General features: G+C 34.1%; 13 protein-coding genes. 6 read left to right on the top strand and 7 right to left on the bottom strand.

The features are described 5' to 3' along the window. The first annotated feature begins 278 nt into the window (after positions 1–278). Positions 279–1,511 (top strand): AAA family ATPase, encoded by a 1,233-nt coding sequence (locus ACFYKX_RS25825; protein WP_389364988.1) that lies wholly within the window; start codon positions 279–281, stop codon positions 1,509–1,511. 56 nt (positions 1,512–1,567) lie between these two features. Here ACFYKX_RS25825 and ACFYKX_RS25820 read toward each other — a convergent pair whose 3' ends face one another. Genes ACFYKX_RS25820 through ACFYKX_RS25805 form a run of 4 tightly spaced genes read right to left on the bottom strand, consistent with a single transcriptional unit; the run spans position 1,568 to position 8,295 of the window. Next, the gene (locus ACFYKX_RS25820; protein ID WP_389364986.1) at positions 1,568–2,281 is read right to left on the bottom strand and encodes a M48 family metallopeptidase; all 714 of its coding nucleotides are present in this window, start codon (positions 2,279–2,281) and stop codon (positions 1,568–1,570) included. 13 nt (positions 2,282–2,294) lie between these two features. After that, entirely contained in the window at positions 2,295–5,450 is a 3,156-nt protein-coding gene (locus ACFYKX_RS25815; RefSeq protein WP_389364985.1) for a type I restriction endonuclease subunit R, read from the bottom strand. A 12-nt stretch (positions 5,451–5,462) separates the two neighbouring features. Continuing rightward, complete coding sequence (locus ACFYKX_RS25810) at positions 5,463–6,761, bottom strand: restriction endonuclease subunit S (protein ID WP_389364983.1); 1,299 nt, start codon at positions 6,759–6,761, stop codon at positions 5,463–5,465. Between the two features lie 16 nt (positions 6,762–6,777). Then, entirely contained in the window at positions 6,778–8,295 is a 1,518-nt protein-coding gene (locus ACFYKX_RS25805; RefSeq protein WP_389364981.1) for a type I restriction-modification system subunit M, read from the bottom strand. Between the two features lie 231 nt (positions 8,296–8,526). Between ACFYKX_RS25805 and ACFYKX_RS25800 the strand changes: the two genes are divergently transcribed. Both ACFYKX_RS25800 and ACFYKX_RS25795 read left to right on the top strand, forming a co-directional pair. Continuing rightward, the gene (locus tag ACFYKX_RS25800) at positions 8,527–8,763 is read left to right on the top strand and encodes a helix-turn-helix domain-containing protein (protein WP_389364979.1); all 237 of its coding nucleotides are present in this window, start codon (positions 8,527–8,529) and stop codon (positions 8,761–8,763) included. Between the two features lie 29 nt (positions 8,764–8,792). After that, a complete protein-coding gene (locus ACFYKX_RS25795; protein ID WP_389364977.1) occupies positions 8,793–9,992 on the top strand; it encodes a site-specific integrase in 1,200 nt (399 codons plus the stop codon). 100 nt (positions 9,993–10,092) lie between these two features. Here the strand turns inward: ACFYKX_RS25795 and ACFYKX_RS25790 are convergent, their stop codons facing one another. Continuing rightward, positions 10,093–11,262 carry a DUF3800 domain-containing protein gene (locus tag ACFYKX_RS25790; protein WP_243530731.1) on the bottom strand — a complete coding sequence of 390 codons (1,170 nt, stop codon included), beginning with the start codon at positions 11,260–11,262 and terminating at the stop codon, positions 10,093–10,095. Between the two features lie 237 nt (positions 11,263–11,499). Here ACFYKX_RS25790 and ACFYKX_RS25785 point away from each other — a divergent pair, with 237 nt between their 5' ends. Next, positions 11,500–12,711: a site-specific integrase gene (locus tag ACFYKX_RS25785; protein ID WP_389364975.1), complete on the top strand. Its 1,212-nt coding sequence runs from the start codon at positions 11,500–11,502 to the stop codon at positions 12,709–12,711. 83 nt (positions 12,712–12,794) lie between these two features. Here the strand turns inward: ACFYKX_RS25785 and groL are convergent, their stop codons facing one another. After that, a complete protein-coding gene (groL, locus tag ACFYKX_RS25780; protein ID WP_389364973.1) occupies positions 12,795–14,432 on the bottom strand; it encodes a chaperonin GroEL in 1,638 nt (545 codons plus the stop codon). 168 nt (positions 14,433–14,600) lie between these two features. Further along, a complete protein-coding gene (groES, locus tag ACFYKX_RS25775; protein ID WP_389364971.1) occupies positions 14,601–14,888 on the bottom strand; it encodes a co-chaperone GroES in 288 nt (95 codons plus the stop codon). Positions 14,889–15,331: 443 nt separating this feature from the next. Between groES and ACFYKX_RS25770 the strand changes: the two genes are divergently transcribed. Both ACFYKX_RS25770 and ACFYKX_RS25765 read left to right on the top strand, forming a co-directional pair. Beyond that, positions 15,332–16,063: a CPBP family intramembrane glutamic endopeptidase gene (locus ACFYKX_RS25770; protein WP_389364969.1), complete on the top strand. Its 732-nt coding sequence runs from the start codon at positions 15,332–15,334 to the stop codon at positions 16,061–16,063. After that, a complete protein-coding gene (locus ACFYKX_RS25765) occupies positions 16,060–16,269 on the top strand; it encodes a YdiK family protein (protein WP_389364967.1) in 210 nt (69 codons plus the stop codon). Before ACFYKX_RS25770 ends, ACFYKX_RS25765 begins: the two co-directional genes overlap by 4 nt. Positions 16,270–16,342: the final 73 nt, after the last annotated feature.

Raw genomic sequence — 16,342 nt, 5'->3', positions numbered from 1 at the left:
TATTTCCTATTTCTTAAATTCCCAGAACCCATTGATATCAAAGCTTTTTTACGTTATTAATTAGGGATAATAAGCATCGAGGGATCCCTAGATACTTATATTACCTAAAGCATTATTATCTTTATGCCCACTATACCGAAATTATATACAGTACTAGTTAGAATTAACCTATTTTCACCAAATATCTAACCAAACATTATTGATATTACCCCTTCTATTAGATACATTTAAATCATGATTAAAATTTGGAAGTTTAATTTTGATAGGGGGACATATCTTTGTATAAAAAAAGAAAAGAAATAAATGAAGTCTTTACTCCACGTAATGATACTGTAAACACTAAAATGTACATACATAGACCATCACTAGAAGAAAATCTTAAGAGAAAAATAAATGGCTCTAAGCACGTTGTTGTATATGGCGAAAGTGGTTGTGGAAAATCATGGCTTTACAAGAATATTTTAAATGAAGGAAAAATACGCTTTGGAACAATAAACCTTAGTAAAGCAAAAAGATTAGGGAGCATCACAAATGTGTTTCAAGATGAATTATCTAACAGAATACCTTTTATAAAATCAGAATATCAAAACACTTCTAGCGTTGGCGGCAGTGCAGTAATTAGAGCGGACAGGCGCTATCAAGAAAAATATCAAAAGTTAAGTGGGGATCCGGTTCGAGAATACATAAAAAGTTTCAATGATAATAATTTAATAATAATCCTAGAAAATTTAGAGTCTATTTTCTCAAAACATGATTTGATGGAAGAGCTTGGTGATATCTTAACATTATTAGATGATTCAGACTATAACGCTAAATTTATTATTGTAGGCGTACCTTCAGGAGTAGTCCAATATTTTAATAATAGAGAATTACTTAAGACCATAGCCAACCGGATGGTTGAAGTACCTGAAGTAAAAGGACTCTCAGAAGAACAAGTAAAAGAGTTTTTAGTAAAGGGATTTATAGAGCAACTAAAAGTAGGATTAACAGCAATAGATATAGAAAAAATAACTAAATATGTTTTTTGGATTACAAATGGAACACCTCAAAAATTACAGGAATTTTGTGAAATTCTTGCTTACAAAATAAAATCAAATGATTGGAATTATGATAATGTAATGCTTGAAAAGTCGAGTAAGGAATGGGTTAGTGATGCACTTCATAGAAATTACACTTTAATTTCAAATATGATGAATTCTATTGAAACAGATTTGGGTCGGAGAAACCAAGTCTTGTATTGCTTGGGTAAAATAAACACCTCTACATTTAAAGCTTCTGAAATTGAACAGTTACTTAGGGGGGAATTTCCTAATACTACTAAAGATAAAAAACTAAATGTAAGTTTAATATTAAATGACCTTGAAAGCTGGTCTAATAGTTTTATTCAGAAAAATAACGGGGAGTATTTAATCAAAGACAAACAAAGTATTCTTTGTATTAGAATAATGCTCAAAAAGAATACATCTGAAAAAATAGAAAAGATGGATATAACAGAATTGAATAATATTTAAATGAGATAAAAGTAATCGATTTCTTTTATAATCGATTACTTTATTCATTATAATTATTAAAGATCCATCCTAACCCCAAAATTCTTCAACCATTCTTTCCGTCTCTCATAATCAGGCATAACAGATGAGAGCAAGTCCCAAAACTCTTGTGAGTGATTCATATGATACATGTGACACATCTCATGAACAACGATGTAATCAATCACATGAGAAGGTGCCATTGCACAACGCCAATTAAACAAAAGTTCGTTCTTAGAAGTGCAGCTCGCCCAGCGCTTTTGTTGTTCCTTCACTTTTATATCATTTGGTTTTTTCTTGAAGAAATGCTGAAAGTAGTTAACTTTCTCTGATACTTTCTCTAGGGTTTTCTCTCTATACCATTTTTCTAATGATATTCTTAATGGTTCTTGGCTCTTTGTAGGAGTAGTAATAAGAAATTTACCTTGATAGAGTTTTACAGTTGGTTCCTTTATACTCTCATCAATTATAAGTTGTAATGAGTAATTGCGCCCCATATACATAAAGGACTCTCCATTTACTAGTTCTCTGTTAATTTTTTGGAATTCCATATCCTTAAACAGAAATAACTTTTGTACAATCCACTGTGCCTTCTTTTTTACCTTTTGTTCAATTATTTCCTCTGGAGTGTTTAGCGGAGCCACAACACTAACAACATTCGGTGCCTCCACACTAATTTCCAACGATTTTCGTTCACGAAATTCTACTGAGTATTCAATTGTTTTTGTACCATATTCAATAGAACGAATCATTTTTTTCTACCTCTTATTCTCTTGTTGCAAAGTGTTTTTTCGCTAGTTGTAGAAGAGGGCCGACTAATTGCTTTCTTACTTCAAGTTTTATTTGCTTGAAATATTTTGTTGTTAACATCATAAAGATGGAACGTTCAATGTCAGCTGTCTTAGATGGATTTGTTGTCCAATCAATTACCCATGTATTTGCAACAATATCAGCCACATTTTGTGCCATTTCTTTTGAAAGGTCAATAATATCTTGGCTAATGTATAATTCAGATGCCTCTTTTGCATGACCCGCTTTGGATACCTCTTCAGGGTCAAGAAGATGCTTCTTAATTACTTCAAAAAATGCAAATTCTTTTCTTGATAATCCAAGGGCTTCTGCTTCTTCAGTCTCACCTGTTTTAACATCCTTATTAATAAATTCTTCTAATTGCTTCTTTCTCTCTTCCCAATTGTTCCTAGTTTCATCAAGAATCTGCTGGAGTTTTTCTAATAAAGAAGTGTAATACACTGGATTGTCATCCATCTTTACACTTATTACATGTTTTACAGCGTGTTCCATACTAGAAGCAATAGCCTCGTCTGACTTTAGAGTTTCTAGCTTTGTTTGGTAATCTTGATCAAAAAGAGTAATTGGCTTTATCCACTGTTGGACACCTTGGGATGTTAAGTGTTTATTTATGATTTTCCGAACCTTTTCTCCACAGTCAGCAATATCTAGCTTTGTTTCTGGCTCAAATCTAGCCTTTGCAGCAGCCCGAATATATGAAAGCCATTTCAAATCATTTGTATTATCAGTTGAGACATGACCGGGCATAAGCTGTTCCATTGTTCCAGCAAAGCGCTTATAAGCAAGTTCAAATTCAGCTCTTTTATCTTCAGGTTCTAATTGTTTAACTAATGCGTCAAGGTTATCCTTTTCAATACCCTTAAACATTCCCATGACTGCTTCACGATAAGAAAGCATTTGTTTATGAACTCCATCTAACGATTCCATTGGTTCGCCCAAATCTTCTTTATCAAATATCTTTAAAGCTTCCTCAAGATGATTTGAAATACCATAGTAATCTACGACATAGCCACATTTCTTCTTGTCTCCAAATGTCCGGTTCACACGTGCAATAGCTTGTAATAGATTATGCTCTTTTAATGGTCTATCTAAGTACATCACTTGCTCAATGGGAGCATCAAACCCTGTTAGTAACATATCTTTGACTATAATAAAGCACAATTTATTCTCGGAAATGGGCTTCGTAAATTTATTAATGATATCTTCCTGTTCAGTCTTTGTTGTAAAATGCTCTTTCAAGTGAGGCGGATCATTTAGATTCCCTGAAAAGATTACTTTAACCTCTAATTCCTCACCCATAATCTCTTTCATGTGTTTATTCAATGCATTGTAGTACTTAACTACCGCTTCACGAGAAACACATACTATTTGCGCTTTAAAACCATTCGGATATATATATTCCTTGTAATGCTGAAGCATATCCTTGGCAATATCATCAATTCTTTCATCTGCCTCGACGATAGCTTTCTTATTAGCATATTTTTGTTTAATGGCTTCTTTTTCTTCATCTGTTCTGTCATCAAAAGCTTGATCAAACAATTGTTCTAATGTGTCAGCCTTTACTTGAAGGTCTGGCCTTCTTCCTTCATAAACAATACGAACGGTGGCACCATCATTTACAGCTTCTTGAATGCCATATTTATCAATATAGGACCCAAAAGTACGAGGTGTTGACTTGTCTTCTTTCTCAATCGGCGTGCCTGTAAAACCTATAAATGCTGCATTGGGTAAAGCATGACGCATATTACGTGCATATCCTTTATATTGACTACGATGAGCCTCATCAGCCATGACAATAACATTTGACTTTAGGGTAAGAACAGGAAACTCTTTTTCAAGATACAAACCAGATTGTTGAGTTGCATCTTTTAAAACTTCCTGCTCTTCTTCATCACTTTGAAACTTGTGTATCGTTGTCATAATGATTTGCGGTTGTGCATTTGATAGGAGTTCTTTCATGGTACTGACTTTATCCGCTCGAACTGGAGTAGTGATAGTCGATAAGGTCCTAAGGAATGTTTGGAAAATCTGCTTATCTAAATCAACACGATCAGTTACAACAACGATAGTTGCATCCGATAACTCTTGTAATCTTCTTATTTTCCTAGCAAGAAGAACCATAGTGAGTGATTTACCTGAACCTTGTGTATGCCAAATGACACCTCCACGAGAAACTGAATCTCGTCCATACACTAAGCGATCCAGAGCTTTATTTACAGCACGAAATTGTTGATAGCGGCTAATCTTCTTTATTTTTCTAGAAGACGTTGTATCAACCTCAAATAATAGAAAGTTTTGTAGAATATCTAATAAGTTATGCTTCTCTAATAACCCTTGAAGGAATACATTTTGACCGTTATTTCCAACGTCTTCTATTTGCTCTTTTTTGTATGGATAAGGATCTTTCCATTCAACATAGTGAGTGTACTGAGAGCTAATCGTTCCAACATAAGCTCTATATTTATTTAAAATACCAGTAAAAAAATTGGTGTAAAATAAGCGAGGTGCGCCTTCAATCCGCTCTGAATCTCTCAAATCCATGTATCTTCGTAATTGATCAAAGGCTGCCTTCTTGCCGATATTCTCATTTTTTCCTTTTTCTAAGAAAGGAGACTTACATTCCAAAACAACGACTGGAATACCATTTATGAAAATAATGATATCAGGGATAATTTTTTCGTTTGGGCCTTGGATAACAAACTGCCTAGTCACTAAGAACTTATTGTTCTCAACATTGGTCCAATCAATGAATTTAACAGTGTGAAAGCTCTTTCTACCTGATCCATCTAAATCTTGATCTACTGCAAAGTTTAAATTAACAATTGCGTCATAGATTCGTTCGTTGATTTCTAACAAGTTAGTACCGTGTTGTTCAGCTCTTGATAAAAAACGAATAGCTTTGTTCAAATTTGTTTCATCTATCCAAGGATTCAATCGTTTAATTGACCTTTTTAATCGCTGAACAAGAATAACTTCATTCAACGACCCTCGTTCATTTTGTTCAGGTGTTAATTTTTCACCATGTACAAATTCATAACCTAACTTGTTTTGCAGATAATCTATGGCGGGTAACTCAACAAGCGTTTCTTCATTCCCTAGATAATTAGCCATAATGATCCCCCACTATACTCTCACACGAATTTTACCAGTTAAAAGTTTTTGCATTAGTCCTTTTTTAAGAAGTTTAAATTTTTTCTGATTTGCAACTAATAAGTCTATTTTAGCATCTATAGTTGATAGTATTTTGACAATTTCCAGTTGTTCTTCTTTTGACTGTGGTATTGGCACCTCCATTTTACCTAATTTAGTAATATAAATATGTTTAATTGTTGAGCCACCAGCATCAAATAATATTCTTTGTTGAACCTTATTAGATGATAATAAGTAGTAAATAAAACGGACATCTACTAAATCATGTTTTATCCTAAGTGTAGCTACAGACTGATTAATACATATATCTTCTTTATCTACAATTGCGAGTCTACCTAGAGTACCGTCCTTTGTAATTAGTAAATCATTTATTACTGGTTTACTCTTAGATGTTAACTCATTTTCGAATTTATCTATATCTGTTTTTCTTACGGTATCATAGTTTATTTTGCCATTTATAATATCCTTTGCAGTTATCATGAATGGACCATTTTTAGTTTCAGGCATAGGATTAGTGAATCCGTATGTAATGTGTTCAGATAAATACTCTAAGGGTATTAAATCCCAACTATTTGGTATTTCTCCAAACTCTGTCTTCTTAAATTCATTATGATTTATACCTTTTGTTAATAATTTTTGCATTATCCCTTTTTTTAACTCTTTTGTTTTTTCAATCAATTGATCCGTGTTTTCTATTTGCTGATCGACTGTTGAAAGGATATCAGCTATAATTTCCTGTTCTCTAATTGAAGGAATTAATATAACAACTTTCCCAATATTACTCTTCGATATTCCATACACTGAAGTCCCCGTTGCTAATGCTCTAAACTGTTTCCTTACATGATTAGTGCTGAAGCAATATCTTTTAAATTTTATATCTAGTTGAGCAGACTTATCCCTTGCTATAATGGTATGTAATCCAGAAACAAAATTTTCACTGGATGGATTTTCTATTACAACACTTTTTCCTATTCCATCATAATCCTCCGAAGCATCTGCAAAAACTATATCACCGTTTTGCAAAAAAACGTGTTCTTTAAAAGTAGATGGGTCTTTATCTAATCTTGGTAACCAGCCTTCATCTTCATCAACATTTATATAGTTCTTTTTCAAAATGTGAATATCACCATAATGTAAATATAATGAGCCGATATTAGTTAATTGAGACCTAGAAGCAGAAAAACCTCCAAAAAAGTCAAAAAGTTGCTCAATCATTTTTGACTCCCAGCTCTCTGGTAATGTAGAATTATCGATTTTAAATAAATCCTTCATTAACCTAACCTCCTTTCTATATTTCTTCCATGCCAAGTTCTTTTAAATAACTATTCAATTTTTGCTCTGTAATTTGGTATCTTTCTTTAATTTCTTTAATCTCTGTTAATACTGCTTCAACATTTATTATTTCTTCATCTTCTGATATATCCACATACCTACTAATATTCAAGTTATAATCATTTTCTTTAATCGTGTCTAATTCAACAACTGTTGAATATTTTTCTATTTCTTTAAATCTATTGGAAGTTTTAACGATTTTTTCAATATCTTCTTTACGCAACCTATTTTTATTTCCATCCTTTATAAACCCTTGACTTGCATCTATCATTAGTACTTTATTTCTACGGTCAATAGGTTTATTTTTATTAATAATGATTAAAGCAGCAGGAATACTTGTCCCATAAAATACATTGGAAGGTAATCCAATAACCGCTTCTATAAGGTCATCTTTTAAGTAACCTTTTCGAATTTTACCTTCAGATCCACCGCGGAATAACACACCGTGAGGTACAACTGTTCCTAATTTTCCTTTCTGGTTTAAACTAGCTACCATATGGGATACGAAACCTAAATCACCATATGACTTCGGCGGAATTCCATAAGAAAAACGATTATATGGATCACTCTCTGCCTCTTCAACTCCCCAATTTTTAAGAGAAAATGGTGGATTTGCTAAAATTATATCAAAAGTTTTAAGTACTCCACCCTCAGTGTGCATTGGATTTCGTATTGTATCACCTTTTCGAATATCTGCACCTCTAGCAAAATGGAATAACATATTCATCTTACAAATAGCCCACGTACTTAGGTTAATTTCTTGACCAAAAAGAGACACGTTTCTTTCATTCCCACCATGCTCTTTTATGTAGTGCATAGATTCTATCAACATACCACCACTACCCACTGTTGGATCGTAAATTCTATCTCCTTCTTGAGGTTTTAATATATTAACCAATACCTTTACTACTTCACGAGGGGTATAAAACTCCCCACCCTTTGTACCGCCATCATCTGCAAATTGTTTAATTAAATATTGATACGCATCCCCTAAGACATCAGGGTTCTCTAGGTTTTCATATGCTAAATTGTGTTTATCGAATAGTAGCAATAGCTGTGATAACTTTTTATCTGGTACACGTTCCTTGTCGTTATAGTTAGCAGTAGTTAGAACACCTATCAATTCAGCGTTTTTTGGCTCATCTTCAATTGATTTAAAAGCTTTATCTAGTTCAGGACCTATATTTAAAGTTAGATTTCTTAATTTGTCCCAACGTGCAGCAGGTGGCACAAAGAAAGTTTCATACATAGTTGGTTCTTCAAGTAACATCTCAACTTCTTCTAATTCCATTCCTTGAGAGACAAACTCATCTTTTTTGGTATCACGTTCAAGTGAGAATTGATCATTCATCCGCTTTAAGAACATTAAACCGAAAATGTAATCTTTATATACAGCTGCATTCAATTCTCCACGAAGTATATCTGCAGCATCCCATAACGTTTTTTCTAATTCTTGCAGTGTTAACTTGCTCATTTAATTCATCCCTTCAATTAAAACAGTCTTACCTTACAATATATCACATTTTCCTAGTAGATTTTTTAGAAGTATCTCGTATATTAGGTGAATGTTATTAACTTCCTCTAATTTTAGAAAAATATTTTTAAATTGCTATTCGAACGGGAAAATTTTTCGGGTATGATGTTTCAGAATTTGATTGTAGATCAATTCAATAATCAAATATGACAATCAAGGAGGACATATACAATGAAAACAACCCTAAAATACTCTACTTGGGAATCACTACCCGATACTCTGACAGCAATGCACATTTCACAATTTCTTGGTATTTCCAGAAGAAGAGTTTATGAATTGTTTCAAATACCAGTGGATAAGGGTGGGATTCCTCATTTTCGAATTGGAGCTTCTAAGAGAGTGGAAAAGGAAGACTTTAGACAATGGGTTACACAATTGAAGAAGAGAAATAGGAAGATCATCAGCTAAATTTATTTTTAAGAAAGAGAGGAATTATTATGAAAGGTCATTACTATAAAAGAGACTGCAAGTGCCAAGTGGAGGATTGTACTTGCAAGTGGACATTTGTTGTTGACAATGGAATTAACCCTAAAACTGGTAGAAGGCGTCAGAAATCTAAGGGAGGTTTCAGCACCAAACATGAGGCTCAAATGGCTGCATTCGCCTTCTTGGATGAAGTAAAAGAAGGGAAGTCTGTAGTTAAAAAAGACATTAAATTTAAAGATTTTATTCAAGACTGGTTAGAATATTATATTGATAGAAATGCACCAAAACCCGGAACCATAGACAATAGACTTTATAGTATAAATAAATTAATGCCATTCTTTGCCCATCTAAAACTAAATGATATTACTGAAGATATATATCAGGAAGCATTGCATACTTTAAAGAGTCAAAATCTAACCAGAAATACATTAGAAGGTATTCATACTACTGGAAAAATGATTTTTAATTTTGCAACTAGTAAAAAGGTTATTGAAACAAACCCAACAGAGCAGGCTTACATTAGAAAAGATCAAAAAACCATCATTGAGGATGATGTGGAAGAACTTCCTAATTTCTTCGAAAGAAATGAGCTTCTGATGTTTTTGGATACCGTTAATGAAAAAGGTCTATATATGGATGAAGTCATTTTTACTACATTAGCCTATACAGGTATTCGTGTGGGAGAATTGGTAGCACTTCAATGGAAAGATATTGATTTTAAAAAACACACAATCCGAATTACAAAAACGTACTATAACAAGAAAAATAATACTCGGAACTATCAACTGGTTCCACCAAAAACATTAAAGTCACGTCGTATTGTTTCAGTGGATGAAATTGTAATTAACGCACTTAAAAAGCACAAATTAGAGCAGGAAGCATTAATTAGGCATTTTGGAGACAGATACTCTGACTATGGGTATATTTTTGCTAACTTTAATCGTTATCCGGGCTATCCTGTCTTAATCAAATTAGTTGAAACAAGGATGACAAGGATACTCAAGTTGGGAGAATTGAATAAAGGCCTTACTCCACACTCACTTCGCCATACACATACATCCCTACTTGCACAAGCTGGGGCAACTCTGGAAGAAATCATGGATCGGTTAGGCCATTATGATGAAGAGGTGACTAGAAAAGTATATCTTCATTTCACAACAGAAGTGAAAAGAGCTGCTTGTGATAAATTTAGTAAGTTATTACAGAGGTGATTATAGTTATTCTTTGAAAGCAAAATGTATTCATTTCGCTTTCACCTTACATATACAGTTAATATTTTCTCCATAATTAAAACTAACATTTGATCAATTGTTATACTAATCCCTTTGATAGCTCTACAATTCTTTTAATATCTTCATATTCTGCTTTATCAAGAATATCTATCTCATTATTAGTAGCTAATAAAATTTGGTCTCTACATTTAGTTATTCTTTGAATCATTGGATGTATATTTAAACTAGTCAGGTTAACAAAGTCATACAGATCTTCTATACATGTAGGTAACTTATATCCCTTATTACTACTGGCAATTAATAACCCATTATCCCGTAACTTAGATACAATATTAGATCTAAAGTAATGGATGTTGATCTTTTGGTTTCTAATAGCATTGAGGTTATCAAGAATTTCATGTGTATATATATATTCATTTGGATTTTGATACGTTTTTAATAACAAAAACTTCAGAAAATCAACTCTGTCCTTTTCATCAATATCTTCAATATTGCTAGACTTATCTATATATTGGTAAGCCAAGTTGACAGCCTGTTTTAAAATCACTTCATCATATGGCGTTTTATTTTCACTTTTTGATGTATCAACCAAAAAATTTCTATAGTCCTTTGGCCAATATTCTAACCTAATAATGTGTTTTTCTAAGATCTTATAAAAAGTCTGATATTCATCTGAAAGTTGGTTTTTATCATATCCCTTAGCGATTGTCCCCGCCAGTAGATCAGCTAATTGAATAAGGATATTAGACTTACTATTATTAAATCCGAAACTAGAGAAGTTAAATAAATCGGGGATACTCTTCCGTTTCACATACGCTTTAAACTCTTCCATGAACTCTTTATTTCCATATTCATCCGCAACAAGCTCCAGTTGGTCAAAAGTTTTAAATAAATCATCATATAATTGTCTATTTAAAAATTTGAAAAAAGACTTCTTAAAACGAATTCCCGCGTTTTCATTTATTTTCCTTTTATCTATAACATAAGCAAAAATGTGGAAAGGCAGACCTTTTAGCTCATTTAGAATCAAACTTCTTCTCTTATGGTTGTTTCTGATTTTACTGGACTTCATTTCACCAGCCTGAAAATACTTCTGCCTTATATATTCTACTTTTTCCTCTAATATCTCTTTATTAGAACCTTTAACAAGAATAGCAACAATTATAAAATGTGTTGAGACGTCATTTTTCTCGAAATCAAAGCCATAGTTCCCATATTCATCTACAAAAGCAAATTGAACATCGTTCACCAGCTATTCACTCCAACTTATAGTAATAATTATTATGACTAATTTCTACAAATTGTTCTCATTCACCTCCTAATTTTAGGAATTAATTATAACAACTAGACAATTGGACATACCAATTCATAAACAATATAGCTACATTCTCTTTTAGTAGCTCTTGGAAGGAATTGTTCTTTTTTATATTGGACATAATGGAAATTCAGTAACAAATCCATTAAGAAAGTGAGGTTTTTTAATGAAATGAAAGGACATTTTTACCGGCGAAACTGTACTTGCAAGAAGAAAAAATGCATATGTGGTTCAAAGTGGGCTTTCACAATTGATATAGGATTAGATCCAATCACTGGGAAGAGAAAGCAGAAGGTAAAAAGCGGCTTTAATACTAAGCAAGAAGCTGAAGAATTTGCTACCACTCTAATTCATGAATTAAACCAAGGAACATATTTAGAGGAAACAGATAAAACTTTTAGCGACTTTGCAAAAGAGTGGCTTCCCGTTTATAGCGAAGCAAAAAATGTAAAGCCCGGAACCATTCGCGTCCGTCTCCATGAAATCGGTAAATTGTTACCCTATTTCGCTCAATTAAAACTAAAAGACATTACGCGAAAAATGTATCAGGATGCTCTAAACGACCTAAAGGAAAAAGGGTATTCTGATAGCACCAGAGAGGGAATTAATAGGACAGGAAGGATGATATTCCGAAAAGCATTAGAACTGGAATTGATTAAAAAAGATCCTACTGAATTCGCCTATGTAAAAAAAGAAAAGAAAACAATTGAACAATTAGAAGAAGAGGAAGTTCCACGATATCTTGAAAAAGAAGAACTTGCTCTGTTTTTAAAAACAGCCAAGGATTACGGTTTGGAGCATGATTACTTGATGTATTTAATTTTAGCCTACACCGGAATAAGGGTTGGTGAACTGGTTGCCCTAAAGTGGAAAGATATAGATTTAATAAACCATACAATTAGCATAAGTAAAACGTATTACAACCCAAAGAATAATGCTTTGGAATATCAGTTAGTCACACCAAAAACGAGAAAATCACGCCGAAAAATCATTGTGGATGAAGAGGTAATACATGTATTGACGGATCATAAAAGAGTTCAGGAGAAAGTTATCGAACGTCTAGGGGATGCTTATCATAATAAAGATTTCATATTCGCTAAAATGGAAAGACAATACGGTTATCCTATCGTGGTTAAAAATGTACGAGATCGAATGAAAAGATTGCTTAAAATTGCAAGGCTAAATGAAGATTTAACGCCACATAGTTTAAGACACACGCACACATCACTACTTGCCGAGGCAGGTGTCAGTCTCGAACAAATTATGGACCGTTTAGGTCATACTGACGATCAAATTACGAAAAATGTGTACCTCCACGTAACCCAAGAAATGAAAAAAGAAGCCTCTCAAAAGTTCGCTGAACTCATGAGAAGCCTCCGTTAATTTACCTCAATGTTAGCAAAATGTTAGCATTTCACTCTCACCTTACTCAAAAACCCACTCATATCAAGGGTTTGAGGGCGTTATTACATCATGCCGCCCATTCCGCCCATGCCACCCATAGCACCCATATCAGGCATGCCACCAGCATTTTCTTCAGGCTTGTCAGCAACTACAGCTTCTGTCGTTAAGAACATAGCTGCAACTGATCCAGCGTTTTGAAGTGCAGAACGAGTTACTTTAGTTGGGTCAACGATACCAGCTTCGATCATGTTTACCCATGCACCAGTAGCTGCGTTGAAACCAGTTCCAACTGCTTCACGCTTTAAGCGGTCAACGATAACTGATCCTTCAAGACCTGCGTTGTGAGCGATTGTACGTACAGGCTCTTCCATCGCACGTAGAACGATGTTAATACCAGTAGCTTCGTCACCTTCAGCTTGAAGCTCAGCAACTTTATTGTATACGTTAAGAAGTGCAACTCCACCACCAGAAACGATACCTTCTTCTACTGCAGCACGAGTAGAGTTTAAAGCATCTTCGATACGAAGTTTGCGCTCTTTTAATTCAGTTTCAGTAGCAGCTCCAACTTTAACAACTGCAACTCCACCAGCTAATTTAGCTAGGCGCTCTTGTAATTTTTCACGGTCAAATTCAGAAGTTGTTTCTTCCATTTGTACGCGAATTTGGTTTACACGACCAGCGATTTGAGCTGAGTCTCCAGCACCTTCAACGATTGTAGTATTTTCTTTTGTTACTACAACTTTAGCAGCGCGTCCTAAAGATTGGATTGTAGCAGATTTAAGGTCACGTCCTAATTCTTCAGTGATTACTTCACCACCAGTTAGGATCGCAATGTCTTCTAACATAGCTTTACGACGGTCACCAAATCCAGGAGCTTTAACAGCTACTGCATTGAACGTACCACGTAATTTATTTACTACTAATGTAGCAAGAGCTTCACCTTCAACATCTTCAGCAACTAGTAAAAGTGGCTTACCTTGTTGAACAACTTGCTCAAGAACTGGTAGGATTTCTTGGATGCTACCAATCTTCTTGTCAGTGATTAAGATATATGGGTTATCAAGAACAGCTTCCATTTTATCTGAATCAGTTACCATGTATGGAGATGCATATCCACGGTCGAATTGCATACCTTCAACTACATCTAACTCAGTAGTGAAACCTTTAGACTCTTCAATTGTGATAACGCCGTCGTTACCAACGCGCTCCATAGCTTCAGCGATTAATTGACCGATTTCTTCGTCAGCAGCTGAAATTGCAGCAACTTGTGCAATGGAAGCTTTTCCTTCGATTGGCTTAGAAATAGCTCTTAACTCTTCAACAGCAGTTGTAACCGCTTTTTCGATTCCTTTACGGATACCCATTGGGTTAGCACCAGCTGTAACGTTTTTAAGACCTTCACGAATCATCGCTTGAGCAAGTACTGTAGCAGTAGTTGTACCGTCACCAGCAACATCGTTCGTTTTGCTAGCAACTTCAGCAACAAGCTTAGCACCCATGTTTTCGAATGCATCTTCTAATTCAATTTCTTTCGCGATTGTTACTCCATCGTTTGTAATAAGTGGAGAACCGAATTTTTTCTCAAGAACCACGTTGCGTCCTTTTGGTCCAAGAGTTACTTTTACTGCATTTGCAAGTGCGTCCACACCACGTAGCATTGAGCGGCGTGCTTCTTCACTAAATTTAATCTCTTTTGCCATTTTCAAAAACCTCCTAAAAATAAAATCTTCTTATGATTGGGATACTCCCATAATAGATATAAAACTTAAAATACTAGAATAGGATCACGATGAATCCACCCAGAAACGGGGGAGAATAAACGTTCACATGTCTGTCGCGTTATCCTCCAACTAGTTTTTGAGTTGTAATTATTCGCCTACTACAGCTAGAATGTCATTTTCACGTAGAATTAAGTACTCTTTTCCATCATACTTAACTTCTGTACCAGCGTACTTTGAGAAGATAATGCGGTTGCCTTCTGAAACTTCTAAAGCAACTCGCTCACCGTTTTCAAGAACGCGTCCAGTACCTACAGCAACTACGCGGCCTTCTTGAGGCTTTTCTTTAGCTGTGTCCGGTAAAACGATACCGCTTGCAGTTTTTTCTTCTGTTTCAACAAGCTCAATAACAATGCGATCACCTAATGGCTTTAACAAGTGAAACAACCTCCTCAAATATATATGTAAGAATTTTATTATTAGCACTCTCTCTTATTGAGTGCTAACACAATTATTATATTAATGAAATCGATGAATATTTGCAAGCGTCAAGAACAAATTTTTTACATAAAATTTTTAAAAATTGCTGACCCTCTGAAAATATGCATGTTTCTTTCAACCTTTCAAAGTATGCACATAAATTGAAGAATTAACCATATGATTTAAATATTTCTGAATCAACCTTTACATAGATGTATTAATTATAAGAGGGTAAAACGCTTGCCTATCCTTTTGTCACATTCTTTCTTATTTAAATCGAACACCCTGTAATAGTTACTCATAACTAATTAAATCTGCTTATTTGAAACATTGAGGTTATTATTAGTAGAATGAGTATAGTGCTTTTTCATTTTTACAGACTTTTAAAGGAGAAATATATATTGAAGAGAGAATATTGGATCATCTTAATTGCATATATAGCCATGCAGCTCTCCAGTCTTATTGGTGTTCCGCTTGTTACATTTGGAGGAGTCTCCCTAGGAAAGTCACTTGAGGAGATGGAAATTTTAGGTGTCGTCATATGGCTAGTCTTTAGTTTTACTGCTACATTGATTATAGTCCTATTTTTACTAAGAAAAGATATGAAAATGGAGTATCGTGATAGTGCCCCGCTAAGCATATCGTTACTTTGGGCATTTGGTGGTGTGTTCCTTGCTTTAATATCTCAGGCTGTTGCAGCAAACATCGAGAGATTATTAGGAATTGAAATGGGCTCAGAAAATACTCAGCAAATCATCAACCTTATCGAAGCGTTTCCAATTATTATCATGGTAAGTTCCATTATTGGACCTATATTAGAAGAAATCGTATTTCGAAAAATTATATTTGGTTCTCTTTATAAACGATTTAATTTCTTTATTTCAGGATTAATCAGTTCTGTTATTTTCGCCTTTGCTCACTTTGAACCTGAACATCTAATCCTATATTCTGCAATGGGATTCACCTTTGCATTTTTATATGTAAAAACAAACCGAATTATTGTTCCAATAATTGCTCATGTTGCCATGAATACATTTGTTGTTCTGGTTCAATCTATTTTTAAAGAGGATCTAGAAAGAATGATACAAGAAGCTGAAAGAATTCAAAGCTTTATCGGAGGATTTTTTATATGAGGCAGTCACCTTTGTTTTCGGGTATTATCTATATTGTACTCGGTTTATTATTTACCTATTTCGCAGTCATGGATGTACAAAGAACCGGCGAATGGGGATTTTTCACTTACCTACTTGTTCTACTTGCCACGTTTGATCTTGGATCAGGAATCAGAATGGTATTGCTACACTATAAAATTAAAAATGTAAAAAAAGATAAGAAGTAAGCCTTAACCCTTTCCACTTATAACGGAAAGGGTTTTTATATTCCCTATCTAATGTATAATTTATCCACTAATT

It is taken from the genome of Cytobacillus spartinae (assembly GCF_042865285.1).
Taxonomy (GTDB): Bacteria; Bacillota; Bacilli; order Bacillales; family Cytobacillaceae; genus Robertmurraya_A; species Robertmurraya_A spartinae.
This window is presented reverse-complemented; position numbering and strand designations above follow the sequence as displayed.